Raw genomic sequence first — 26,849 nt, forward strand, 5'->3', positions numbered from 1 at the left:
GTTAAGGGCGCGCGCGTGGCGCCAACCGCTCCAACTGGGTGACGTGGGCGGGGGTCAACTCTTCCAGGGAAGAGACTTCAAGCAGCTTCATCGTCCGCACGACCTGCTCGGTGAGGATCTGGATCGCGCGGTCGACGCCCTGACGTCCGCCGGCCATGAGGCCGTAGAGGTAGGCGCGCCCGACGAGGGTGAACTTCGCGCCCATCGCGAGGGAGGCGACGACGTCGGCTCCGTTCATGATGCCGGTGTCGATGACGACCTCGGTGTGGTGGCCGACCTCGCGGACCACCTCGGGCAGGAGGTGGAAGGGGATGGGGGCGCGGTCGAGCTGGCGGCCTCCGTGGTTGGACAGGATGATCCCGTCCACGCCGAGGTCGACGAGCTTCTTCGCGTCCGCGACGTTCTGGACGCCCTTGATGACGAGCTTCCCGGGCCACATGGCCCGGATGGTCTCGAGGTCGCCGTAGTCGATGGAGGGGTCCATCGCGTAGTCGAGGAGTTCCCCCACGGTGCCGCCGGTCTCGGTGAGGGAGGCGAACTCGAGCTTGGTGGTGGTGAGGAAGTCGAACCACCACCAGGGCCGGGTCATGGTGTCGAGGATGGTGGAGGCGGTGAGCTGGGGCGGGATGGAGAAGCCGTTGCGCTTGTCGCGCAGGCGGGCTCCGGCGATGGGGGTGTCGACGGTGAACATGAGGGTGTCGAAACCGGCTTTCGCGGCGCGTTCGACGAGGCCGTAGGAGATCTCGCGCTGGCGCATGACGTAGAGCTGGAACCAGTTGCGGCCCGTGGGGTTGGCCGCCTTCACGTGCTCGATGGAGGTGGTGCCCAGGGTGGAGAGGGTGAAGGGGATGCCGGCCGCCCCGGCGGCGCCGGCTCCGGCGGTCTCGCCCTCGGTCTGCATGAGACGGGTGAAGCCGGTGGGGGCGATGCCGAAGGGCAGGGCCGAGGGGCCGCCGAAGATCGTGGTGGAGGTGTCGACCCTGGAGACGTCGTGCAGGATCGAGGGGTGGAACTCCACGTCGGAGAACGCCTGGCGGGCGCGGGCGAGGGAGATCTCGCCCTCGGCGGAACCGTCGGTGTAGTCGAAGGCGGCGCGGGGGGTCCGGCGCTTGGCGATGTGACGCAGGTCCTCGATGGTGAGCGCGGACTCGAGGCGGCGCTTGCGGCCGTCGAGTTCCGGCTTCTTGAACTGCACCAGTTCCAGGATCTCGCGGGCGTTGGGGACCTGACGTTTCACCCGGTGCGTCCTGGCCGGGGTGATGGTCGGGGTGATGGTGGGGACTGATGAGGCGGTCGTGGAGGCCGCCGGGGTGGGGGCTTGGGACTGGGGGGAGGGGATCACGGGCTGGGTCATGAGCTCTTCCTGGATCGCGGTTCGTAGCGGGTGATGACGGAGGAGCGCCGGGCGACGGTGCGCAGGTCCTCCAGATCGGGATCGAGTTGGCCCGCGGCGCGGGCTTGGATAAGTAGGTTGCCCATCGCCGTGGCCTCGACCGGTCCGGCTAGCACCGGCAGCCCGCTGGCGTCGGCGGTGAGCTGGCACAGCAGGGTGTTCAGCGACCCGCCCCCGACGAGGTGGATGACCGAGACGTCGTGGTCGGCCAGGCGGGCGGCGTCGGCGACGGCGGTGGCGAAGGCCGCGGCGAGGCTTTCCACGATGCTGCGTACGGTTTCCGCCGGGGTCTGCGGGACGGGCTGGCCGTGGGCGCGGCACCAGTTGCGGATGCGGGTGGGGATGTCACCCGGGGACAGGAAGGCCGGGTCGTCGACGTCGAAGATCCCGACGGGTTGCTGCACTCGACCGGCTTCGTCCAGCAGGTCGGACAGTCGGCTGGAGCGTTGGGCGTCGGTGGAGGCGGGGTCCCAGTGTCGCTGCGACTCGCTCAGCAGCCACAGGCCCATGACGTTGTGCAGGAAACGGGTGCGCCCGTCCACCCCGCCTTCGTTGGTGAAGCCGGCGCGGCGGGCATCCTCGGTGAGGACTGGATCCTTCAGCTCGAGGCCGACCAGGCCCCACGTGCCGCAGGAGATGTAGGCGAAGTCCTCACCGGTGGCGGGGACGGCGACCACGGCGGAGGCGGTGTCGTGCGAGCCCACCGCGACGACGTCCAGGGTCTGGCCCACGGTGTCGGCAACGTCAGGGGTGAGCCGGCCTAGCCGGGCGCCGGGATCGACTAGGGGTGGTAGCAGGTGGGGACGGATACCGAGGGTGCGGGCCAGGGAGATGTTCCAGTCTCGGCTGCCGGCGCCCAGCAGGCCGGTGGTGGAGGCGTTGGTGCGCTCCGCCACCGCCACCCCGGTCAGCCAGAAGTTGATGAGGTCGGGGATGAGGAGGAAGCGGTCGGCGACCTCCAGCAGTGCGCCCTCGGTGGCGAGCTGGAAGATCGTGTTGAAGGACAGGTGCTGCAGCCCGTTGTGCTGATACAGCTCGCCCGGGCTGATCTTGGCGTGGACGGCGGTGACTCCGGCCTCGGTGCGAGTGTCGCGGTAGTGGAAAGGAACCCCCAGGAGCCGCTCACGGGCCAGTAGGGCGTAGTCCACCGCCCAGGAGTCGACCCCGACGCTGGCGATCTGGCCGGGGGTGAGCCGCTCCGCCGCGGCCAGGCCCAGCAGGATCTGCCGGTAGAGCTCCAGGATGTTCCAGTGCAGACCATCGCGGGTGCGCACCGGACCGTTGCCGAAGCGGGCGACGTGACGCGTCGCCAACCTGACGCCCTCGGCGTGGTCGCTGAGGTGACCGAGGATCACGCGTCCGCTGGTAGCGCCGAGGTCAACCGCTGCGAACACGTCCTGCGCCGGGGCGCTGGAGGCCGCTACCTTCCGAGAGGCCACTTCTTGGGGAGCTGTTGACTTCGGCGCCTCAGCTGGGCCTGGCCCCTTCGCGGTCCCTGCGTCGGTGCTCATCGCAGGAAGGCGGCGGCGACGCCGGCGTCGACGGGGACGTGCAGCCCGGTGGTGTGGGACAGCTCCCCGCCGGTGAGGACGAAGACGGCGTTGGCGACGTGCTCGGGCAGGACCTCCCGCTTGAGCAGGGTCCGCTGGGCGTAGTAGGCGCCGAGCTCCTCCTCCGGCACCCCGTAGACCGCGGCGCGCTTCGCGCCCCAGCCGCCGGCGAAGATCCCGGAACCGCGGACGACGCCGTCGGGGTTGATGCCGTTGACCTTGACCCCGTGCTCGCCGAGCTCGGCGGCCAGCAGGCGGACCTGGTGGGCCTGATCCGCCTTCACTGCGGAGTAAGCGATGTTGTTGGGACCGGCGAAGACGGAGTTCTTGGAGGAGATGTAGACGATGTCCCCGCCCAGGCCCTGGGCGATCAGCACGCGGGCCGCGGCCTGGGAGACGAGGAAGGAGCCCTTGGCCATGACGTCGTGCTGCAGGTCCCAGTCCTTCTCCGTGGTCTCCAGCAGGGGTTTGGAGATGGAGAGGCCGGCGTTGTTGACGACGAGGTCGAGTCCGCCGAAGGCGAGGACGGCCTGATCGATCGCGGCGCGTACCGCCTCGGGGTTGGAGACGTCGGCGGCGACCCCCACGGCGACATCGGTCCCCATGGAGCCCGCGATCTCGGCGGCGGCGGCCTGGGCCTTCGCCAGGTCCAGGTCGGCGACGACGACGCAGGCGCCCTCGGCGGCCAGGCGGGTGGCGATGGCCTTGCCGATGCCGGAGGCGGCACCGGTGACCAGGGCGATCCGGGTGGCCAGGGGTTTCGGCCTCGGCATCCGCTGGAGCTTGGCCTCCTCCAGGGCCCAGTACTCGATGCGGAACTTCTCCGCCTCGTCGATGGGGACGTAGCTGGAGACGCCTTCGGCGCCGCGCATGACGTTGATGGCGTTGATGTAGAACTCGCCGGCGACGCGGGCGGTCTGGGCGTCCTTGCCGTAGGAGAACATCCCCACGCCCGGGACGAGGACGATGAGGGGGTCCGCGCCGCGGATCGCGGGGGAGTCCGGGCGGGCGTGGCGGTCGTAGTAGGCCTGGTAGTCGGCCCGGTAGTCCTCGTGGAGTTCCTGCAACCGCGTGATCGTGGTCTCGAGGTCGGCGGTCGGGGGCAGGTCGAGGAGGAGGGGTTTCACCTTGGTGCGCAGGAAGTGGTCCGGGCAGGACGTGCCGAGCGCGGCGAGGCGGGGGTGCTCGGTGCGGGAGAGGAAGTCCAGGACCACGTCGGCGTCACTGAAGTGACCGACCTGAGGCTTGTCGCGGGAGGCGATCCCGCGAATCACGGGGGCCAGGGCCGCGGCGCGAGCCCGGCGCTCGGCCTCGGGCAGGGGGCCGTAGCCGTCCAGGACCGGCCCAAAAGGTTCCGCCCGCGAGTTCGCGGCGAGGAACGTCTCAGCGGTCTCGATGATCCAGCGGGAGTTCGCCTCGGCCTGCGCGGAGGTGTCGCCCCAGGCGGTGATGCCGTGCCCGCCGAGGATCGTGCCCACGGCCTGGGGGTTGGCGTCCTTGATCGTGGCGATGTCGAGGCCGAGCTGGAACCCCGGACGGCGCCACGGGACCCAGACGACCTTGTCGCCGTAGACCTGTTCGGTGAGCTTCTCCCCGTCGGTGGCGCAGGCCAGGGCGATGCCGGCGTCGGGGTGGAGGTGGTCGACGTGGGCGGCGTCGACCAGGGCGTGCATCGCGGTGTCGATGGAGGGGGCGGCGCCGCCCTTGCCGTGCAGGCAGTAGTCGAACGCGGCGACCATCTCGTCCTCGCGCTCGAGTCCGGGGTAGACGTCCTTCAGGGCGCGGACGCGGTCCAGGCGCAGGACGGTGAGGCCCTGCTCGGTGAGCGTTCCGAGGTCACCGCCGGAGCCCTTCACCCACAGCAGTTGCACGTCGGTGCCGGTGACGGGGTCGGTGGCGCTGCCCTTGGCGGAGGTGTTCCCGCCGGCGTAGTTGGTGAACCGGGGGTCGGCCCCCAGGGCGTTCGAGCGTGCGATGAGCGCTGAGACGGTGTCGATGGCGTCGTTCGACATGGCTGGTCACGTCCTTGATCGAGGGCTGCGGCAAGCGAAAGCGCGGGGTGGCGAGGGTGCGGGGTGGCCAGGACACAGGTGGCCAGGACACAGGTGGCCAGGACACAGGTGGCCAGGACGTACATATGACGATCACGGCTTCCGCCGTCCCTGCCCGGTAATGGGGCGACGGAAGCCGTGGGTACAGGGTGGAGCTGGGGTGCTGACTTGGCGGTAGGGCCTGAGGGGTCAGGCGGGTGGGTTAAGCACCCCATCCAGCCTGCTGGCCCCCGACGCGTTCGGCGGCGATCCGTGCGAGGTAGCCCGAGGCCTTGAACGCGGCCATCGGGTCCGGGTCCAGGCCTATCTCCTCGCGCAGTCCGGCGAGGAGGGGGCGGACGTCGGTGTGGTACGCGTCCATGAACACGTCGTTGGCGCCGAGGACGTCGCCGGCCTGCTGGGCGGCGCGCAGTGCGTCGCGGTCGACGAGCAGGGCCTTGGCGGTGGCCTGCTGGACGTTGGTGACGGAACGGATCTGGCCGGGGATCTTGTCCTCGACGTTGTGGCACTGGTCGAGCATGAAGTTCACGCCCGTACCAGCGGGATCCCAGGCAGGGTCAGGGCGCAGGGCGTCGGAGCGGACGATCTCGTACATGATCCGGAACAGCTGGAACGGGTCCGCGGCGCCGGCCATGAGGTCGTCGTCGGCGTAGAAGCGGGAGTTGAAGTCGAACGCGCCCAGGCGGCCCTGACGCAGCAGCTGGACGACGATGAACTCGATGTTGGTGCCGGGGGCGTGGTGCCCGGTGTCCAGGACGACCTTGGCCCTCTCGCCGAGTGCGAGGCAGTGCAGCAGCGAGGTCCCCCAGTCGGGGACGTCGGTGGAGTAGAAGGCGGGTTCGAAGAACTTGTACTCCAGCACGAGGCGGTGGTCCTCGTCGAGGAGGGCGTAGATCTGCTGCAGGGACTCCGCGAGGCGGTCCTGGCGGTCCCGCAGGTCGTCCTGGCCGGGGTAGTTGGTGCCGTCCGGGAGCCACAGCTTGAGTTCCTTGGACCCGGTGGCGCGCATGACGTCGATGCACTGCGCGTGGTGGGCGACGGCCTTGGCGCGCACCTTCGCGTCGGTGTGGGTCAGGGAGCCGAGCTTGTACTCGTCGTCCTGGAAGAGGTTGGAGTTGATCATGCCGATGGTGACGCCGAGGTCGGCGGCGTGGGCGGCGAGCTTGCCGTAGTCGTCGACGAGGTCCCAGGGGATGTGCAGGGAGACGCGGGGGGCGACGCCCGTGTAGCGGTGCACCTGGGCGGCGTCGCTGAGCTTCTCGAAGGGGTCGCGGGGGGTTCCGGGGGTGCCGAACACCTTGAAGCGGGTGCCGGAGTTCCCGAACGCCCAGCTGGGGAGTTCGATCGTCTGCTCGCGCAGGGCGGCGAGAGCGCGCTCCTGGGTCTGCTCAGAGATGGTCATGAGGAAACTCCAGTGTGAGGTGTCCTGAGAGACTACGACAAGATTGACACGTTTCACAAACAGTTCGCGCGATGCTCGCATGTCGAGGGGTTCAGTCATCGAGCTGCTCAGCTTGATCGCAGCAGCAGCAGCAGCAGCAGTAGGAGGAGGTTGTTGGTGGTGGAACCCCAGCGCAACGCGAACTGTCCTCCGGACCGTGACTTCAGTCAGAGGTTTGCGACCACGGGTCCCGGTTCCACCTCGGTCGTGAACCCAAGGACAAAAGTGAGGTGTTGGCCCGCCCGCGCTCAGAACGCTGCAGCGCAAGCAGAAAGACATCCAGGCAGGGTTCGTGGGTGGCGCCCCAGGCAGATGCTGGCACGAGGCGAGCCCGACACTGGTGTTGAAATCATCTCGCCGCAGTCTTGGGCTCTGGTGCAGGTTCCCGCTGTTGCATGCCCAGCTGTGAGGTGCGTGTGACGCACCCGATAGGCAGACCCTGTCCCGCCCACGAGTACCCACCGCTGATAGTGCTGGTGGGTACTCGTTTTGCTGGTGCGTGTCTTGCTGGTGTCTGTTCTGCGGGTGTCTGTCTCAGACCACAATTGATTTCGTCTGGGCTGTGGAGTGCCGACTGGCGGGGACGGTGGCGGAGGGCGGGGGACCACTGGTCGCTCTGGCCACCAACGACGGGGAAACGACGTAGCGCACCGGTTGAGTGCGTCCTGCGATGCGCTCGAGGAGCAGGCGGGCGCTGACCGATCCGGTGAGATGGCCGGACTGGTCGACCGTGGTCAAAGAGACACGGTTGATCGTGGAGATGTGGATGTTGTCGTAGCCAGCGACCGTCAAGTCATCGGGGATGCGCAACCCGCGCTCTTCGGCGGCACGCATGACCCCGAGGGCGGCGATGTCAGCCCCGGCGAAGATCGCCGTGGGGGGCTCAGGCTGGGCGAGGAGTTTCGCGGCGGCCTCGTAGCCGCCGTCTTCGCTGTACTGGGTGGTGATGATCTCGGGTTCGAGTCCATGCCGGCGCATCGCCTGGCGGTAGCCGTCCGCGCGGGCGGTGTGGGAGAGCGCGAAGGGACGGCGGGTCACACCGGCCGGCATGCTGGTGTGGGCAATACGGCGGTGGCCCAGGCCGACGAGGTGGTCGACCATCAACCCGGCACCGAGGTGCTCGTCGTCGACGACGGTGTCGAAGTGGCGGGCCGGTCCGTGCAGCGCGACGGTGACGACGGGCAGGCGCTGGGCCAGGTCCTCGATCCAGTCGACCTCGATCCAGGGGGCAACCACTACCAAGCCGTCGACCTGGCGGTCCAGCAGCGCCTGGATGCGCGTCTTCGCATGCTTCGCTGCGGAGCCAGCGGTGACGATGATCTCCTGAAAGGGGCCGGCTTCGAGCTCGTCGCTCACCCCTTGGGCCACCTCCGGCTGGAAGGGGCTGGTCAGCTCCACCAGGACCACGCCGATGGTGTAGGAGCGCCCACGCATAGCCCGGGCCCCGGCATTGGGGCGGTAGCCCAGTTGCTCGATGGCCGCGGTGACCCGCTCACGCATCTGTGGGCTGACGCCATAGGCGTCACGGACCACCTTCGACACCGCTGAGATCGACACCCCGGCAGCGGCGGCGACGTCCTGGATCGTGGCCCGGCGTGCGGGGCCCTGCTCGTCTCCCGCCGTCGGGGGAAGGCCGCTCTTGCGCACAGGTCACCTCTTTCGTGTGAAGGACGAGCGTAACGGACAGATCAACGGCTGCCTATGGGCAACGATCTACATCCCACTGTGCGCCACGAGTGTCTCGAGTCGGTGCTCTCCAGCCGCCGCCTGTCTCGAATCCGCCGACTTGCTTGACCGCGAGGCTCGCGCTGCTTATGGTCTCGCTGTAGAACGTTGCACGCAGAGGGCGAAGTCGCTCTCTTCGACGGACCCATGGCGCTCTGCCAGCGCTTCCAGGCGCGTCACTCTTACAAAGGAGTAACCATGCGACGCAGGACCCTCTTGATGGCCGGCTCCGCTGCAGCTGCCACAGCAGGCCTCGCGGCCTGCAGCGGAGGCAGCTCTGACGACTCCGGGGCTGGTGCCTCCGGCACTACCCTCACTCTGGGCATGACCGCGGACATCACCGGCTGGGACGTCGGGATCATCCCCACCTACCAGGGCTGGTACGGCGACGCGGTCTACGAATCGCTGGTACGCCGTGATGAGAACGCCGAGCTCAGCCCCGCCGCGGCAGAGTCGTGGGAGTTCTCCGAGGACAACACCTCGGTGACGGTCCACCTGCGCACGGGCCAGACCTTCACCGACGGCACCCCCGTCGACACCGCCGCCCTCAAGGCCTCCCTGGAGTACGTGGGAACCGTCAACTCCCGTTTCGAAGGCCTGACCTCCGACATCGCCGACGCTCAGACGATGACGATCACCTGGCCCGCACCCAACCCCCTCATCGCCATGCGCATGGGGGAGATCCGCCTCGCCAGTCCCAAGTACCTCGCCTCCGGCGACCTGGACTCCGCCCCCGTCGGCTCCGGGCCTTACCAGCTCGACGCCGCCAACAGCACGCAAGGCTCCGTCTACACCTTCACCCGCCGCGAGGGGTACTGGGACGCGGCATCGTTCCCCTTCGACACCCTTGTCTGCAAGGTCTTCGACAGCGACACCGCCGGGATGAACGCGCTCAAGACCGGACAGATCGACGGCTGCCTCATCCCGCAGTCCTCCTACGACGAGGCCAAGGCCTCCAGCCTGAACGTGATCGGCCTGAAGGGCGTCACCACCCGCCTGCTCATCACCGACCACCTCGGCCAGAAGATCCCCGCGCTGGGAAGCGTCGAGGTCCGCCAAGCCATGAACATGGTCTTCGACCGCGACGCCATGGCCAAGAACCTCTACCTCGGACACGGCGAACCCGCTTACCAGATCTTCCGCAAGGGCACCGACGCCTACCTCGAAGAGATCGACAACCCCTACCCCTTCGACGTGAACGCTGCCAAGGCCCTCATGGCCAAGGCCGGCTTCGCCGACGGGTTCGACCTGCAGATTCCCACCATGAGCGGGCAGAACCACGAGAAGCTCATGCCTTACGTCACCCAGCAGCTGGCGCAGATCAACATCCGCGTCGAGCAGGTCCCCCTGTCCGGCCCCGACGCCATCACCAACCTGCTCAGCGGTACCTATCCGGTGCCGTTCTGGCAGCTCGGCAACTACGGCGACTCCCTGGTCGACATCCAGGACTACTGCCTCACCGACGGGTTGTGGAACGTCTCCCACCAGCCGGACGCGACCATCGATGGATTGTGGCAGGAGATCCTCGTCGGGGATGAGGAGCAGCAGAAGGCTGCGCAGCAAGACGTCAACCGCTACATCAGCGAGCAGGCGTGGTTCGTTCCCATGGTCTACCCCGACGGCTTCTACGCCACCAGCAAAAAGGTGGCCGTGCCGAAGGTCACCGACTTCTCCGCCCTGCACCCGAACCTGATCGACTTCAAAAAGGTCTGACCCCGATCCACACACCACCGGTATCCACACCACCGGTGATCACGACACAGTGACCGTTGAACCCACCACTGCAACCTCAACCCCTGCAGTGCCGGTCACTGATCACCGGACGTACCGGTTTACGGCAACCTCGGCCACAGGAAGGTCCGGAGTCCCGCGATGGCGCTCTCCATGCTCCAGAAGCTCCTGCGTTCAGTACTCGTCCTACTGATCGTGAGCTTCGTGACGTTCTGCCTCATGTTCGGCGACGGGCGCGGCATCGCCCGCGGCGTCCTGGGCCTGACCGCAACCGAGGAATCGGTGACGGCGAAAGTGACCCAGCTGGGCCTGGACCGGCCCCTGCTGGTGCAGTTCGGCGACTGGATCGCCCACGCCGCCACCGGGGATCTGGGCAAGTCCTTCTTTACCGGCCAGCAGGTGGACTCCGCCCTGGCCACCCGGGTCCCGGTGACCCTCACCCTGGTCATCATCACCCTGGCCCTGACCGCCGTCCTCAGCGTCCTGCTCGGAGTCGCCGCAGCGGTGCGCGGAGGCTGGGTCGACCGCGTCGTGCAGTTCCTCTCCGTCCTGGGCACCGCCGTTCCCGGCTTCGTGGTCGCCATCGCCCTCGTCTTCGCCCTGGCCATCCACTGGCGCGTCTTTCCCGCCACCGGCTACGTGCCCCCAACCCAGGGGACCGGAGCGTGGATCGCCTCACTGACCCTGCCCGTGATCGCCCTGCTCATCGGCTCCGTCGCCAGCGCCGCCTCCCAATTCCGCACCGCAGTCCGCGAGACCCTGGCCCGAGACTTCGTCCGGACCCTGCGCGCTCGAGGCGTCAGTGAGCGCCACGTCCTGTTTCGCCACGTGCTGCGCAACTCCGCCGGCCCGGGGTTGACGGTGCTGTCGCTGCAGAGCCTGGCCATGCTGGGTGGGGCCGTGTTCATCGAGCAGGTCTTCGCCCTACCGGGCATGGGCCAGCTGGCCAACACCTCCGCCCAACTGGGCGATGTGCCCATCGTCATGGGGATCGTCTTGGTGACCATCCTCATCGTCTTGGTCGTCAACCTGCTCGGGGATCTGGCGATCGCCCTGCTCAACCCGAAAGCGAGGAGCTGATGGCCGCCGAGACCACCCCAGCCCAGCCGGTCAGCGCCACTCCCGGCATCCCTGGTTCTTCCGGAGCTGGCGGTGGGGCAGCGGAGCTGGTGGACGCTCGATCTGGTGTGCTGCGTCGGCTGCTGCGCAACCCCCTGGCGATGATCTGCATCGTCTACCTGCTGCTTGTCTTGTTCGTAGGGTTGCTCAGCCCGTGGCTGGCGCCGTGGGGGCAGAACGTCACCGATCTGCCCGCCACCAACGCCGGGCCGGGTACGCCGAACCACCTGTTGGGCGGGGACGGCTCCGGGCGTGACCTCTTCTCCCGCCTGATGTGGGGAGCGCGTCAGACCGCGCTGGCGTGCGCGGTCATCCTCGTGGTCTCGACCCTGCTCGGGGTCACCAGCGGGCTGATCGCCGGCTTCTACCGCGGCCGTTTCGACGCGCTCGCATCCTTCGTCTCCGACGTGATCATGTCGCTACCCGGCATCGTCATGCTGATCGCCTTGTTCGCGGTCACCGGCCCCAACATCGTCGCCGCCATGGGCGTCTTCGGGATCATCGTCGCCCCCGGCTACTTCCGCCTGGTGCGCTCCATCGTCCTCTCGGTGCGCAACGAGCTCTACGTGGACGCGGCCAAGGTCGTGGGTCTCTCCGACGTGCGCATCGTGGGCCGCCACGTGCTGTGGGCGGTGCGCGGGCCGGTCATCATCCAGAGCTCCTTCGTCCTGGCCGCCGGTATCGGCATCGAAGCCGGCGTCACCTTCCTCGGCCTGGGGGACCCGACAAAGGCCTCGTGGGGGGTGGTGCTGCAGGAGTCGTTCAACAACATCTTCCTCAACCCGCTCTCGGTGCTGTGGCCAGCGGCGGTCATCAGTCTGACGATTCTGGCGCTCGTTCTGCTGGGTAACGCTCTCAGCGACGTGCTCGGTGCCTCCGGTCGCACCAAGGTCCTCACTCTCCGTCAGCGCCGCCAGCTGCTGCAGCGCGCCACGAATGACCGCGCAGACCGTTCACACGCAGATCGTTCCCACGCAGACCGTGCCCGCGCAGACCATGACCAGAGAACTCCCGCCGTGGAGGACTCCCTGGCCATCGGCAGTTCTGATGACGTGGTCCTATCGGTCCGCGACCTGCACCTGGGCTACCCCGACGGGGTCGGCGGCATCCGCGAGGTCGTACACGGGGTGGACCTCGATGTGCGGCGTGGAGAGATCCACGGGCTGGTGGGGGAGTCCGGCTCGGGCAAGTCCCAGATCGCCTTCTCCACCCTGGGCATCCTGCCGCGTGAGGCGCTGATCACCTCCGGGTCGGTCCTGCTGCACGGCGAGGACCTGCTGGCCTCGGAGAAGGCGATGAGCACCGCCCGTGGTCAGCGCATCGCCTACGTGCCCCAGGAACCCATGAGCAACCTCGACCCTTCCTTCACCATCGGCGCCCAGCTGGCCTACGGCCTGCGCGCGGCGCGCCCGATGAGCAAGGCTCAGGCGCGGGAGCGCCTGAGCGCGTTGCTGCGTCGCGTCGGCATCACCGACCCCGAACGGGTCATGAAGCTCTATCCGCACGAGATTTCCGGCGGTATGGCCCAGCGGGTCTTGATCTGCGGCGCGGTGGCTTCCGAACCTGACGTCATCATCGCCGACGAACCCACCACCGCCTTGGACGTCACCGTGCAGGCCGAAGTCCTGGACCTGCTGCGTGAGCTGCGCGACGAGCGCGGCCTGTCGATGATCCTGGTCACCCACAACCTGGGGGTGGTGGCTGACCTGTGCGACACCGTCAGCGTCATGAAGGACGGCAACATCGTCGAACGTGCTGACGTGGAGGATCTCTTCGCCGCTCCCCGTGAGCCCTACACCCAGGAACTACTGGCGTCCTCGCGCCGCGTGGAACTGATGGAGGTCGAATCGTGAGCACGGCCTTGCTGCAGGTGCAGAACCTCACTGTGCGCTACCCCGCTCGCCGCGGCGCGGCCACCACCGTCATCGACGACGTCTCCTTTGACCTCGCCGCGGGGGAGACCCTCAGCATCGTGGGGGAGTCCGGGTCGGGTAAGACCACCATCGGGCGCGCCATCCTGGGCCTGGCCCCGGTCAGTGCGGGCACCATCACCCTGCGCGGGCAGACAATCAGCAACGTCTCGCGTTCGGCGCGACGAACGCTGGCCCGCGACGTGCAGGTGGTCTTTCAGGATCCCTACTCCTCGCTGAACCCGGCGATGACGATCGAGGACATTCTCGTCGAGCCGCTGGCCGCCGCCGGCGTCAGCGGCGGGCGCGCCAAGGTGCGCGCGCTGCTGGACTCCGTCGGTTTGCCTGCCGACGCCGGACGGCGCTACCCGCGGGAGTTCTCCGGCGGTCAACGTCAGCGGGTGGCCATCGCTCGTGCTCTGGCGCTGGAACCGGCACTCATCGTCTGCGATGAGCCCACCAGTGCCCTCGATGTCACCACCCAGGCCAAGGTCCTCAGTTTGTTCGAGGAGCTCCAGCAGTCCACCGGGGTGGCCTACCTGTTCATCAGCCACGACCTGGGAGTGGTCAACGAGATCAGCGACCGCATCGCAGTGCTCTACCGCGGCAAGATTGTCGAGTTGGGCCAGGCCCATCAGGTCGCCACGGCTCCCCGCCACGACTACACCCGACGCCTGCAGATGGCAGCTCCCGTCGCCGACCCGCTCAAGCAACGCGAGCGCCGTGAGCAGCGCATGGCGCTGCTCGCGGCCGCGGACTCGACGACGCAGGAACCAGCCCCGATCGGCACAGAGACCGGCGCACAGACCGGCACAGAGATCGGGGCTGGTCCGAGCGCGTCGAGCACGTCTCCCGCTCAGCCCACCGCCACCGGCTCAACCTCTCCCAACTCAACCCCTTCCAACTCAACCTCTTCCGGCTCAACCTCTTCCGGCTCAACCTCCACCAACGCCACCGGATCGACCGCTCCGCGCGGCTGACTCGACCGAGATCCTCCCTCGGGCAACTCCAGGCTCAACTCGGTTCCACCTTGCCTCTACCTCGGAGAACACCATGGCCTCCTGCGCAGCGCCCACCGCTCCCCGTATCGAGCACCACAGCGGTGACGGTTCCGTCCTGGGATCCGGTTGTTCCCGGCCCCGTTTGTCCTGGACGGTGCCGCGCGCTGAGACGGGATGGGTCCAGACCGGCTACGAGGTCGAGGTCACCCGCGCTGGGGTGAGCGAACAGTTCCACGTCGCCGGCGATCAGCAGGTGCTGGTGCCGTGGCCCGCGGAGCCCTTGAGCTCACGGGAGGTCACCAGCGTCCGGGTCCGGGTGGCTCACGAGCAGCAGTGGAGCCCCTGGAGTCCGCCCCGCACCGTGGAGGCCGGACTGCTCCAGACTGCTGACTGGAGCGCCCACTTCATCAGCCCCCTCGGCCTCGGCGCCGACCTCATGCCTGCTCCCGTCCTCAGCACGAATTTCACTGTGCTCGGCCATGTGGCCCAGGCCCGGTTGTACGCCAGCGCCCACGGCATCTACGTGGCGACCCTGAACGGGCGACGCATCAGCGACAACGTCCTGGCCCCGGGCTGGACCTCCTACGAACACCGCCTGCGATACCACACCTACGACGTCACCGACCTGATCGTTGAGGGGGACAACCAGCTGGGCTTCCTGCTCGGCAACGGCTGGTACCGCGGTCGGCTGGGCTACATGAACGATCGGGCCCTCTACGGCGACCGCCTGGCGTTGCTGGCCCAACTGGAGGTGACCTCCACCGAGGGCACCGTGCACACCCTGGCCTCGGATGGATCCTGGACCGCACGCGAGAGTGAGATCGTCGCCGACGACCTCTACGACGGGCAACGCAGCGACCTGCGCCGCGCCGTCGCCGGCTACCCGCTGCCCACCGGCGCCGTCGAGGTCCGCGACGACGTCGACTTGAGCACGCTGACCGCTGCTGACCTACCTCCCATTCGGCCGCTGCAGTCCCTGCCCGCCCAGCAGGTCTGGACCATCGCCCGACACGGCGGCCAGGCCACGATCGTCGACTTCGGTCAGAACGGCGTCGGCTGGGTCCGGCTGCGCGTGCGCGGCCTAGCGGCCGGCACCGAGATCGTCATCCGCCACGCTGAAGTCCTCGAAGACGGCCAGCTGGCCACCCTCCCGCTGCGCAGCGCCCAAGCCACCGACTCCTGGATCCTGGCCGGTGCGGAAGAGGTCGTCCTCGAACCGTCCCTGACCTTCCACGGGTTTCGCTACGCCGAGATCAGCGGCGTGAGCGACCTGCGGCCTGAGGATGTCGAGCTGGTCGTCGTGGGCACCGACCTGGAGCGCACCGGCTGGTTCTCCTCCTCCCACGAACTGCTCGACCGTTTGCACGAGAACGTGGTGTGGAGTACCCGCGGCAACTTCGTCGACATCCCCACCGACTGCCCCCAGCGCGATGAGCGACTGGGCTGGACCGGTGACCTGCAGATCTTCGGCCCCACTGCCACCTTCTTGTTCGACACCGCCGCGTTCCTGGGCAACTGGCTCACCGATCTCGCCGCCGAGCAACTGCCCGACGGCTCCGTGCCGCACGTCGTGCCCGACGTCAATCGCAACGAGCTGGCCTTCACCCCCGCCGCAGCCTGGGGTGACGCAGCCACCATCGTGCCCTGGACGCTGTACCAGCGCACCGGTGACGCCGGCGTCCTGGAACGCCAGCTGCCCAGCATGCGCGCCTGGGTCGACAAGATCGCCGATCTGGCCGGCCCGGACCGCCTGTGGAGCGGTGGCTTCCAGTACGGGGACTGGCTGGACCCCACCGCACCGCCGGAAGAAGCCGACAAGGCCGTCTCCGATCCCGACGTCATCGCCACCGCTCACCTGGCCCGCTCCGCCCAGCTCCTCGCTCAGGCCGCGGCCGTGCTCGGCCGCGACGACGAAGCCGACAAGTACGCCGCCCTGGCTCAGGAGGTGCGCACCGCCTTCGCCGCCGCCTACGTCAGCCCCGTCGGTCGGGTGCACTCCGACGCCCAGGCCGTCTACGCCCTGGCCATCGCCTGGGACCTGCTGCCCACCCCCGCCCAACGCCGACTCGCCGGGCAACGCCTCGCCGACCTGGTGCGCACCAACGACTTCCGCATCGGCACCGGCTTCGTAGGCACCCCCCTGGTCTGTGACGCGCTGGCCGCGACCGGTCACGTCGACGTCGCGCACCGTCTGCTGCTGCAGACCCAGTGCCCCTCGTGGCTGTACCCGGTCACCATGGGCGCCACCACCATCTGGGAACGCTGGGACAGCCTGCGTCCCGACGGTAGCGTCAACCCCGGAGGGATGACCTCCTTCAACCACTACGCCCTGGGCGCGGTGGCCGACTGGTTGCACCGCAGCGTCGCCGGCCTGGCTTCGGCTGAACCGGGATATCGCCGTATCACCATCGCCCCGTCCCCACCGGCCGCGCTCACCCACGCCGCTGCTCGTCACCTGACCCCCTACGGGGAGGCTTCGGTGGCCTGGGAGCGCGCCGAGGGGCAGTTCACGCTGAGCGTGCTCGTCCCCGTCGGGACGCAGGCCGAGGTGCACCTGCCCGGTACGGAGCAGGTGCTGACGGTGGGCCACGGTGAGCACCGTTGGAGCGTTGCGGACCCGGGGGCTAGCCGGAGCGGGGTGCGAGACTGGTCGAAGGCCACGGTGCGCGACCTGTTGGATGATGAGCAGGTGTGGACCCAGCTGGCCACCGCTGCGGTGCAGGCCGGGATCGTCCCCGATGTCGGCGCCGCCGCCGCGAAGCTGTTGAAGTACCTGGACACCTCGGCGACCCGCGTGGGCTTCGCCTTCGTTCCCGATGACCGTTTCCCCGGCGCAGCAGCGATCCGGGCGGCGGCGTACCGCCTCCTGAGCTGCTGAGCGTCCCTGCCCGCGACGGTCGCTTCTGGCTCGCGGTGGTCGCTACTGGCCTGAGGCAGCAGCCCAGGAACTACGAGTCATCCATCACGAGCTGTGTGAGGAACCATGCTTCCCCTGACCATCACCTTCGGCGAGGTCCTGGATGTTCCTGCCGGACGCGTTGTCCTGCAGGACTACCTGCCCGACTTCGTCACCGCTGAGGCTGATCTGCGCTCCACGCTGGTGGGCAGCTTCACCCGGGTGACACCCGCCCTGCGCGATGATCCAGACCACTACCGTCGCTTCCGCGCCGCGCTGGAAGCGGCGATGGCCCCGTCTCTAGCCCGCGAGCACGTCCAGATCCAACTGCCGCAGCTGCCGGTAGAGACGGGGCAGGGTCGCGTCGAAGACGATCCGAGGCAGCAGAACTCCACCGACCGTTGGCAGGTCGTCGGAGAACCCTCGCAGTGGGGGGTACTGGAGATCGAGCTGAGCGGGCCGGCTGCGGGCAACCCGTTCACCGAGGTCGAGCTGGTCGGGCAGTTCCAGGCCGGCGAGCAGGAGTGGAGCGTCGGCGGCTTCTACGACGGAGAGGGCACCTACCGGCTGCGGGTGCTGGCTGAGGTCGCCGGCCCCTGGACGTTCACCACCCGTTCCAACACGGAGCAGCTGCACGGGATCAGCGGACAGGTGCAGATCGCCCCGGCCATGGCCGGAGCACACGGCCCAGTCCGCGTGGACGGCTACCACTTCCGCCACGCCGACGGCACCCGCTACCGGCCCTGGGGGACCACGGCGTATGCATGGAACCACCAGCCGGAGGACCTGCAAACCCAGACGCTGCAGACCCTCGCCGAGACGCCGTTCACCAAGCTGCGCATGTGCCTCTTCCCCAAACACTTCGTGTACAACACCGACGAGCCCGACCTGTTGCCGTTTCCGCGGCGCGCTGACGGTGAGTTCGACGTCACCCGCTTCGACGTCGACTTCTTCGCCCGCCTGGACGATCAGATCCGCGGCCTCGCCGCACTAGGCGTCGAAGCTGACCTCATCTTGTTCCACCCCTACGACCGGTGGGGTTTCGCCGACCTCGGCGCCTCCACGGATGCCCACGTGCTCCGCTACGTGGTGCGCCGGTTGGCTGCCTTCGCCAACGTCTGGTGGTCGCTGGCGAATGAGTGGGACCTGCTGGTGAGCAAGACGGTCCAGGACTGGGACCGCATCGGGGAGCAGATCGCCGCCCACGACCCCCACGGGCACCTGATCTCCATCCACAACTTCGCCCAGCACTTCGACCACTCCCGGCCCTGGATCACCCACGCCAGCGTCCAGCGGACCGAGCCGTACCGCACGACCGAGGACACCCTCGCTCTGCGCCAACGGTGGGAGAAGCCGGTGGTCTACGACGAGTGCGGCTACGAAGGTGACCTGGAGTTCGACTGGGGGAACATCTCCGCACAAGAGATGGTCCGCCGGTTCTGGGAGGGCGCCGTCCGTGGGGGCTACGTCACCCACGGAGAGACGTACTGGAGCCCCGACGAGCAACTGTGGTGGGCCAAGGGTGGTCAGTTGCGGGGGAGCAGCGCGCAGCGCATCGCCTTCCTGGAACAGGTCGTGGCCGATTCTCCCAGCGGAGTGCTCGAGCCCACCGCCTCCGACTTCGACCTGCCCTGGGCCGGCGTCAGCGATGAGTACCTGGTCAGCTATCACGGGGCTGGGCAACCGCGGGAACGGCACGTCCTGCTGCCCCCGGGTTCCTGGCGGGTGCAGGTCCTGGACACCTGGGAGTGCACCGTTGAGGAACTGCCCGACCGATACGAGCTCGCTGTGCTCGTGCCGTTGTCCGCCCGCCCGTACCAGGCCATCCGCCTCATCAAGGCCTGATACGAGGACGGGTCAGGTTCCAGCGCTCTGCGCTGCCTCGCCACACATTTCCCAGCACCAGTACACGTCACGGAAGGTCCTGCCATGACCGGCGCTCCCCGCACTTCCATCACACCCGGGAAGGTGTGGCTCGACACGAACGGTCAGCGCATCCACGCTCACGGCGGATCGATCCTCGAAGTCGAGGGGATCTTCTACTGGTACGGCGAGAACAAGGAGCGCACGACCGCGACCAACGGGATCTGGCACTGGGGAGTTCGCTGCTACTCCTCCACCGACCTCTACAACTGGACCGATCGTGGCCTGATCGTCCCGCCCGAGGTGGACGATCCCACCTCTCCGCTGCACCCGACGATGTCGATGGATCGACCGCACCTGCTGCACCATCCCGACACCGGGCAGTTCGTCATGTGGATCAAGGTGATGTCCGCGGCGGGGCAGCGCTCCACCGTTCTGGTCGCCGACGACGTGCTGGGTCCCTACACGATCGTCCACGCTGACCTGAAACCTCTCGGTATGAACGCCGGCGACTTCGACCTCGTCGTCGACCCGACCGATGGCAAGGGCTACTACTACTTCGAGCGCGTCCACAGTGAGCTCATCTGCGCGGACCTGAGCAGTGACTACACCGACGTCAGCGGCTACTACTCCACGCACTTTCCTCTTCTGCAGCCGCCTTACGTGCGTGAGGCGCCGGCGTACTTTACCCGCGGTGGCCTGCACTACCTCATCACCTCCGGAACCACCGGCTACTACCCCAACCCCTCCCAGGTCGCGATCGCCCCCAGCTACCACGGGCCGTGGACGGTGCTGAACGACCCCCACCCTGACGACACCACCCGCAGCTCCTATCAGTCGCAGGTGTCCTCGGTGTTCAAACACCCGCGCAAGCAGGACCTCTACATCGCACTCGCTGACCGGTGGCTCCCACACTACGAGGCCTCCAGCGAGGCGGCGGTCACCATGCACGCGCAGCGGTTCCGGCCCATGGGCGGGCATCACGCCGGTCCCTGGTCAGAACTGACCGAGATCGACACCTCCGTGGCTGACTATGTCTGGCTTCCCCTCCGGTTCGAAGGTCAACACGCTTTCCTCGACTGGCGCGAGGAGTGGCGCGTGGAAGATTACGCGTGAGAATCGCTGTACCGGGTGAACGCTTCCGAGTCGAGGGTGCGACCGAAGCTCCGGTAGACGCTCGGCGCGAGGCTGCGCTTCAGGCCTGAAGGACATGACACCGTCCGCGATCGCTTCGCCACCCCCAGAATCGCCAGCATCAGCACGACCCGCACGCATCCGCCGCCACTGAGATCCCTTTGCAAGGGACGCAACGGCAGCGCACTCGGCAACGGCTTCTACCGCACACAGCGGTACGCGTCGTTGCGGGGACCGGTCGACAACGGATCCGGGACGCTCCCGCACTCACCTCACGTGCCCATCCCTGACCGTTCACGATCGTCCTCAAGGAATCTCATGACCACCCCCGCTCTGGACAGCGCTTCGGACACAGCGCGCTCTCAGCGCACCCGGCTGCTGGTGCTGACCGCGTTGGTCGCGCTCGGGCCGTTGACCGTGGATCTGTACTTGCCGGCGTTCCCTGCGCTGCAAGTAGACCTACGCACCAGTCCAGCCGCCGTCCAGCTGACCCTGACCGCCACCACCCTCGGGCTCGCGATGGGGCAGCTCGTCGCCGGTCCCTTGAGCGACACCATCGGGCGTCGTCGCCCGCTCTTGGTCGCCACCGCGGTGCACGTGGCGGCCAGCGTGGGTGTGGCCAGCGCCCCCGACATCACCTGGGTTCTCGTCTTCCGGTTCTTGCAGGGAATGGGATCAGCCGGGGGAGCGGTGGTGACGATGGCCTTGGTGCGCGACCTTTTCGCAGGGCATCTGTTCGTGCGGGCCATGGCGCGGCTGGCGCTGGTGACCGGACTGGCTCCGGTGGTGGCACCAGCGCTCGGTTCGCAACTGTTGCACCTGGTGCACTGGCGTGGATTGTTCGTGTGTGTGGCCGCCTTTGGCCTCTTCGCCTTCGTTCTGGCCGCAACTGCGCTGCGGGAGAGCCTCCCCCTTGCGCGCCGCGGCAGCGGGAATCTACGCGCCGTCGCCGACCGCTATCGCCAGGTCCTGAGCGATCGCAGCTTTGTGGGCGTGGCGCTGATCGGGGGGATGATGGTGTCTGGGGTATTTGCCTACATGACCTCCTCCTCGTTCCTGCTTCAACAGGTCTACGACCTCGGCGCCAACGGCTACAGCGCGGTCTTCGCCGCCAACGCACTGGCTTTCGTCCTGGGAACCCAGATCGGGGCTCGCCTCCTGGCCCGCCTCGCTCCGCGTACCTTGCTCAGCTGGACCCTGCCGCTGCTGGCCGGGGCAGGGTTCAGCGTGGCGATCACCGACCGTTTCGGCTACGGCCTTACAGCTCTGGTCACCTGCACGGTCGTCTTCCATCTCGCAGCCGGTGCTAGCGGTCCGTGCTTCGGAGTTATCGGAATGGCGCGCCACGCTGGGCGGGCTGGTACGGCCGCCGCCCTACTGGGGGCAGCGAACTTCGGGCTCGCCGGCGTCCTCTCCCCGGTGGTGGGGGCTATCGGTGTGGACTCCGCCCAACCGGTTGGAGTGACCATGGGGTTGGTCGGGACCAGTGCCGTGGTGGTGCTCGTGCTCCTGGTTCGACCGGGACGGGCGGAACGAGAACAGATGACTACCTGAGGCATCTCGGGGCGCGTCAGTTGGTGCTAGATGAGCGCTGCTCACCTTCAGTGAACTGCTTCTTCGACGGACCTTGACAGTCGCTGATACCGCTCTTAACGTTGCCTGTGGAACGTTGCACACGAGGTTGGTGCGATTCCCGAGTTCAACGGATACGCCACGGCGACCACCACCTGGTAAGACCGGTTCCTCGCAACGCACAGAAGCCGAGTGAACTGGTACGTGAGGCGTACGGCCCTCAATACATCCCACTGATTCCAGTCACGACAAACACCGCAGTGGACGACGAGCCCACGACGGGACGACTACGCCGCTTACGGCTGTCGGTGCCCGACTTCGGGCTGCGTGCGATCCAACAACGCAGTTGGACAACGAGGAGATCAGCATGACGAGCATCGACGGTTTCAACGGCATCGGTACCACCCCACCCATGGCTGCGGGCGGCCCCACCCACCCCGCTGATCCCATCTCCCCGGTCGTGACTCAGACGGAACCGGAAGCATCACCCAGCGATGCTTGCTCGAAGCCGTCACGGCGAACGGCTGTCGGGATCCTGGCGGGTCTGGCGGCCGGCACGGCGTTGGAGGTGTCCAGCCCCACCTCGCACGCCGCCGCCGCCGCCGGGCTCGCGCAAGCACCGCAGGCGGCCGGGAATCCGATGCCGGAGGCGCAGTTGGGCTTCCGCTCCCGGCGCGCCTTCTTCCCCGTGCCCGATGCGGCGCTGGTGAGGCCTCTTGGTCAGGTGGCACCGGACGAAGGAACTCCGGCCCCCGTTCCATACGCCGGCAGCCCCGGCCTGGGTATCCCGCTGGGCGGCTTCGGCGCCGGGGCGTTCATGATCAATCAGTCGGGGACCTTTGGCCCGTGGAGTTTCGGCGGCCAGCAGGGCTCGAGCTGGGAGATGCGTGCCCTGCCGCAGGCTGCGTTCCACGTGCGTGAGCAGGTTGGAGGCGAGGCGGCCACCGTTCGGACGCTGGCCACCGACGGTCCCATCGACCCGGAGTCAGGTAAGGAGATCTGGCAGTCGCCGCTGCCGGCGTGGAACCGGCTAGCTCCCGGTGAGGGTCGCTACGCCGCGCTGTACCCGTTCGGGTTCACGTCCTACGAGCCGTTCGCCACCGACGTGTCCATGCGCTTCTTCTCCCCCATCGAAGCCGGTGAGGACCGCCGCACCTCCCTGCCGGTGGCCTACTTCGACGTCAAGGTGGCCAACAACACCCGCCAGACCCGCACGGTGTCGGTCATGTTCACCATGCCCAACGCCCCGGCCCACGTCGCCGGCACCCACGCCGACGAAAGCGTCCGCCTCGGCCCACCTTCGATCCGCAAGGGCTTCACCAGCCGTTACGACCAGCGCGGGCCGATCCACGCGGTCACCCTGGGCGCGGACAGCCCCGAGAACACGCCCGACAGCGCGCGCTCGGAATGGACCATCGCCACCTGGGCCGGACGTGACCAGGTCGTGTCCCACGTCACCTCCTGGAACGCCGAAGGCGACGGCGCCGACGTCTACCAGCCGTTCCGGACGACGGGCCGCCTTCCCGACCGCTCCCTCGACGCCTCTCACTCCGCCGGCGCCCTCAGCGTGAGCGTGACGCTGCGACCTGGGGCTTCGAGCACGATCTCCTTCGTGCTCGCGTGGGACTTCCCCCAGGTGGCTTTCGCGGACAACAGCACCGTGTGGATGCGCCGCTACACCAACTTCTACGGTGCCAGGGAGACCAAGACCAACGAATACGTCGAGGGCAGCTACCCCTTTGGGCAGGGCTTCGCCATCGCCTCCGACGCGCTGCGCGACCACGACGACGCCCTGTCTGCTGTGTGCCGGTGGTGGGAGCCGATCGCCACAGAGAAGGCGTACCCGACCGTGCTGCGCAGCGCCGCGTTGAACCAGCTCGCGGAGCTTACCTGGAACAACTCCTTCTGGGAGGGTGGCCTGGTCCGTCACTCTGCCGTCGCCACCGGGTTCGCCACCGCTGGTCCCGGTCAGCACCTCAACGCCTCGGTAAAAGGCAGTCACCTCTTCGGCATCCAAGACACCATCGCCGGTGGTGTCTCTGGTATGGGGGAAACCACCGACATCCAGGTCTACAACTACCGTGCATACTTCCACCTCTTCCCCAACGTCCAACGCGACCGTCTCCTGGCCTCCATCGAGTCCGTCCAGCGCTCCTTCAACGGCAACGCCCACGACCTGTACTCGACGCTGAACAATCCCTACATCACCTTCGGTAACGCTCAGGACGCCCCCATCCAGGGCGGTACGGACTCCCGTCCCCCCAAGCCGGGGTCTTCGCAGTGGCTGGACAGCCCGTCGAAGTTCATCTTCCAGTGGTACGCATTCGCCACGATGACCGAGGACCGGTCTTTCCTGCGCCAGGCCTGGCCAGCGATCAAGGCCGAGATTACCTGGCTCAAGGGCACCATCCCCGCCGGTCAGCACCTCCCCTCCGACCCGCCGGCCTTTTCCAACCCCTTCAACATCGTCCCGCAAGGCCCAGGACCCGCTCTGTTCAACTCTGAGCTGTACCTGCTGGCGCTGACCGTGGCCATCGCCGCCGGGGAACAGCTGCACACTGACCGCGACTACGTCGCCGGGTTGCGCGCGGACCTCGTGGCTGCCAAGGCGGAGTTCGAAGCCGCGTTCTGGGACGTTGAGGCGAAGCACTACCGCTTCGCCACAGCCGGCCCCTACACCAAGGCGTCCACCATCTCCGCGTTCTACGCCCAGCACCTGGCAGAATCGGTGAAACTTCCGGACCTGCTCGACCCGCTACGGCATCAGCAGGAGCTGAACTCTCAGTACCGCAACTTCCGCAGCTTCGACGACGACGGCGAGGTAACCGGAGCGCCGCTGCTGTTCCAGCCCGGTGGCCTCGCCGGTCCCGACGGTACGGTGCCCTTCGAAACGGACTGGGTCATGGTCGGCGACAACTTCAGCGCCGCCGCGGACTACCTGACCTCCGCACGCCGCTTCCAGCAGCCGCAGCTGCGCAGCTACGCCCTCGAGCTCGCGCAGGCGGTGGCGACACAGATCTGGCTACGCCCGCGCAACGGCCTCGCCTTCGCCGCCCCATGGGCGTGGTTCCCCGACGACGCTGGCAAGTACGTCTACCCGGGTTACTCCCAGGCGCTGGCGGTGTGGGACGTGCTGGAAGCGATCAAACCGCTGACGTCGTTGTAAGACCCAGACCAGCCCCACATCTGCAACACGGCCCGCGTGGATGCGAGCACCGCCCGGGGAGGACGTGCCCCGGGTGGTGCGGGAGGAAGCGTCGGCGACCATGGGCAGATCAGACGCGGTTCCGGTGCAGGCTCATCAGAAGAAGGCGCCGCCCTCGCTCAGACGCCAAATCTTGTACGACACTGTTTTGACAGCAAGCCCACCTGGTCGGTTGGCGCCGGCCACGAATCCGAGACGAAGATTCCCATGAACAGCACCTCCCACACCGATAGTCACCGCGACTCGCAGCCACGACCCGCGAACGCCCTGTTGTCCACGTCGCGGTTCGGCGGTGACTACAACCCGGAGCAATGGGAGTCGCAGGTCTGGGATGAGGACGTGCGCTTGATGCACCAGGCAGGCGTCAACTTGGCCACCGTGGGAGTTTTTTCGTGGTCGCGTCTTGAGCCACGCCCTGGTCAGTACGAGTTCAGCTGGTTGGACGACGTCCTGGACCGCCTCCACGCGGGGGGCGTCGACGTTCTGCTCGCGACGGCGACGGCCTCCCCGCCGGCCTGGTTCACTCGCTCCTACCCCCAGTCCCTGCCGGTAACGGCCGAGGGGGTACGGCTCGGCTTCGGCTCCCGCCAGCACTACAGCCCCTCCTCAGCTGCCTACCGAGAGCACGCGCTGCGTCTGGTGGAACAGATCGCTGCCCGCTACGGTCAGCACCCCGCGGTCGTGGGGTGGCACGTCAACAACGAGTACGGCTGCCACGTCATGCGAAGCTACGACGACGAGTCCGCAGCGGCGTTTCGCCGCTGGCTCAGCGTCAAGTACTCCACCATCGAGCAGCTCAACCACGCGTGGGGCACCGACTTCTGGTCCCAGCGCTACGACTCCTTCGACGAAGTCGACGTCCCGCGGGCGATGCCGTCCTTCCCCAACCCCACGCAGCTGTTGGACTTCGACCGCTTCAGCTCTGACGCCATGCTGGCCTTGTACCGCGCGGAAGTGGAGGTCTTGCGCCGTCACACACCCACCATGCCGGTGACGACCAACTTCATGGGCTTCTTCCCCGGCGCCGACTACTGGCAGTGGGCGCCGCACCTGGACGTCATCAGCGACGACGCCTACCCCGACCCTGCGGATCCGGAGAGCTACGTCGGAGCCGCCGCTCAGCGCGACCTGATGCGCTCGCTGGGCGAGGGGCGACCCTGGCTGCTGATGGAAAGTGCCACCACCGCGGTGCAGTGGCGCACAGTCAACGCCTCCAAGCCAGCGGGTATGTACCGCTCCGAACAGCTGACGGCGGTCGCCCGCGGCGCCGACGGAGTGCTCCACTTCCAATGGCGCCAGTCCAAGGCCGGTGCGGAGAAGTTTCACGCCGCGATGCTGCCCCACGCCGGCACCGACACCCGAGTCTTCCGTGAGGTGTGCGCCCTGGGCGCTGAGCTGGCTGAACTGGCACCCCGAGTTCTCGGCGCCGACGTCTCCGCTCGGGCCGCCATCATCGTGGACTGGGACTCCTGGCGCGCCGTGGGACAGCCCGCCAACCCCACCCACACCGACTACCACGCGAATCTACTGGCTTGGTACCGGCCCTTCCTGCGCCGCGGCATCACCGTCGACTTCTGTCCCGTCCGCGCCGATCTGTCGAACTACGACATCGTCGTTGCCCCGATGCTGCACGTAGTGAGTCAAGAAGACCTGGAGCACCTCGATACCTACGCTCGCTCGGGTGGTCACCTGGTGGTGACCCATCAATCAGCGATTTTGGACCGCGACCTGCATGTGTGGCTCAACGGCTACCTCGGTCCCCTCCAGCAGACCCTGGGCATCCGGCTGGAGGAGTGGACGGCGTTGGGCGCCTTGGCGTCCGGTCAGCAGCCGACGGGTGTCGCCACGAAGCTGGTGGGACCCTTCGCCGGACAGGCGTACCTGTGGCAGGACGTCGTCGCTGTCATCGATGCTCACACCGAGGTGCTCTCCACCTTCGCAGACGGCTTCGCCGCGGGGCGCCCAGCTCTCACGCGCCGCAGCACCGGCACCGGCGCTGCCTGGTACGTATCGACCCTGCCGGATGAGGCGGTCCTTGACGCCCTCATCGAGCGGTGGAGCACCGAGGCCGACGTCAAGACACTGCTGCAGCGCCCTACATCGGGTGTCGAGGCCGTCGAGCGTGGAGATCTGCTGATCGTCGTCAACCGCACCGCAGAGAGGGTCCAGGCGGCACTCGCCGAGGGCGTCGTGGACCTCGCGCCCTTCGAGGTGCGTATCGAAGAGCGCCGGTCAACCGGGGCAAGCTCCCACTGAGG

At 67.8% G+C, this 26,849-nt stretch carries 14 protein-coding genes and 1 pseudogene; 10 read left to right on the forward strand and 5 right to left on the reverse strand.

Features of this window, described 5'->3' with window-relative positions; translation table 11 throughout:
• Position 1 precedes the first annotated feature (1 nt).
• The 5 genes from SJY07_RS24865 to SJY07_RS24885 form a co-directional block, all read right to left on the reverse strand.
• Positions 2-1,237 carry an alpha-hydroxy-acid oxidizing protein gene (locus SJY07_RS24865; protein WP_380162524.1) on the reverse strand — a complete coding sequence of 412 codons (1,236 nt, stop codon included), beginning with the start codon at positions 1,235-1,237 and terminating at the stop codon, positions 2-4.
• A 113-nt stretch (positions 1,238-1,350) separates the two neighbouring features.
• Positions 1,351-2,904 carry a rhamnulokinase family protein gene (locus tag SJY07_RS24870; protein ID WP_380161949.1) on the reverse strand — a complete coding sequence of 518 codons (1,554 nt, stop codon included), beginning with the start codon at positions 2,902-2,904 and terminating at the stop codon, positions 1,351-1,353.
• On the reverse strand, positions 2,901-4,955 hold the full coding sequence (locus tag SJY07_RS24875; RefSeq protein ID WP_380161950.1) for a bifunctional aldolase/short-chain dehydrogenase: 2,055 nt from the start codon (positions 4,953-4,955) through the stop codon (positions 2,901-2,903). Before SJY07_RS24875 ends, SJY07_RS24870 begins: the two co-directional genes overlap by 4 nt.
• Before the next feature lie 241 nt (positions 4,956-5,196).
• A complete protein-coding gene (rhaI, locus tag SJY07_RS24880; protein WP_380161951.1) occupies positions 5,197-6,396 on the reverse strand; it encodes an L-rhamnose isomerase in 1,200 nt (399 codons plus the stop codon).
• Between the two features lie 573 nt (positions 6,397-6,969).
• Positions 6,970-8,082: a LacI family DNA-binding transcriptional regulator gene (locus SJY07_RS24885; protein ID WP_380161952.1), complete on the reverse strand. Its 1,113-nt coding sequence runs from the start codon at positions 8,080-8,082 to the stop codon at positions 6,970-6,972.
• A gap of 402 nt (positions 8,083-8,484) precedes the next feature.
• Here SJY07_RS24885 and SJY07_RS24890 point away from each other — a divergent pair, with 402 nt between their 5' ends.
• The 10 genes and pseudogenes from SJY07_RS24890 to SJY07_RS24935 all read left to right on the forward strand — a co-directional run bounded on the left by SJY07_RS24890 (position 8,485) and on the right by SJY07_RS24935 (position 26,847).
• A complete protein-coding gene (locus SJY07_RS24890; RefSeq protein WP_380161953.1) occupies positions 8,485-9,873 on the forward strand; it encodes an ABC transporter substrate-binding protein in 1,389 nt (462 codons plus the stop codon).
• A gap of 171 nt (positions 9,874-10,044) precedes the next feature.
• Positions 10,045-10,971, forward strand: coding sequence for an ABC transporter permease (locus SJY07_RS24895; protein ID WP_380161954.1), 927 nt, complete (start codon positions 10,045-10,047; stop codon positions 10,969-10,971).
• Positions 10,971-12,863 (forward strand): dipeptide/oligopeptide/nickel ABC transporter permease/ATP-binding protein, encoded by a 1,893-nt coding sequence (locus SJY07_RS24900; protein WP_380161955.1) that lies wholly within the window; start codon positions 10,971-10,973, stop codon positions 12,861-12,863. Before SJY07_RS24895 ends, SJY07_RS24900 begins: the two co-directional genes overlap by 1 nt.
• Positions 12,860-13,672 (forward strand): annotated as a pseudogene (locus tag SJY07_RS24905) (ATP-binding cassette domain-containing protein); the annotation flags it as partial. The gene SJY07_RS24900 and the pseudogene SJY07_RS24905, both read left to right, overlap by 4 nt.
• 301 nt (positions 13,673-13,973) lie before the next feature.
• On the forward strand, positions 13,974-16,799 hold the full coding sequence (locus tag SJY07_RS24910; RefSeq protein WP_380161956.1) for a family 78 glycoside hydrolase catalytic domain: 2,826 nt from the start codon (positions 13,974-13,976) through the stop codon (positions 16,797-16,799).
• Positions 16,800-16,904: 105 nt separating this feature from the next.
• The gene (locus SJY07_RS24915; protein WP_380161957.1) at positions 16,905-18,662 is read left to right on the forward strand and encodes a DUF5605 domain-containing protein; all 1,758 of its coding nucleotides are present in this window, start codon (positions 16,905-16,907) and stop codon (positions 18,660-18,662) included.
• 84 nt (positions 18,663-18,746) lie between these two features.
• A complete protein-coding gene (locus SJY07_RS24920) occupies positions 18,747-19,796 on the forward strand; it encodes a family 43 glycosylhydrolase (protein ID WP_380161958.1) in 1,050 nt (349 codons plus the stop codon).
• Between the two features lie 336 nt (positions 19,797-20,132).
• Positions 20,133-21,368 (forward strand): multidrug effflux MFS transporter, encoded by a 1,236-nt coding sequence (locus tag SJY07_RS24925; RefSeq protein ID WP_380161959.1) that lies wholly within the window; start codon positions 20,133-20,135, stop codon positions 21,366-21,368.
• A gap of 385 nt (positions 21,369-21,753) precedes the next feature.
• A complete protein-coding gene (locus SJY07_RS24930) occupies positions 21,754-24,552 on the forward strand; it encodes a GH116 family glycosyl-hydrolase (protein WP_380161960.1) in 2,799 nt (932 codons plus the stop codon).
• A 246-nt stretch (positions 24,553-24,798) separates the two neighbouring features.
• Positions 24,799-26,847 (forward strand): beta-galactosidase, encoded by a 2,049-nt coding sequence (locus SJY07_RS24935; RefSeq protein WP_380161961.1) that lies wholly within the window; start codon positions 24,799-24,801, stop codon positions 26,845-26,847.
• Positions 26,848-26,849: the final 2 nt, after the last annotated feature.

The organism is Kineococcus sp. R86509, from assembly GCF_042466365.1.
Classification (GTDB): domain Bacteria; phylum Actinomycetota; class Actinomycetes; order Actinomycetales; family Kineococcaceae; genus Kineococcus.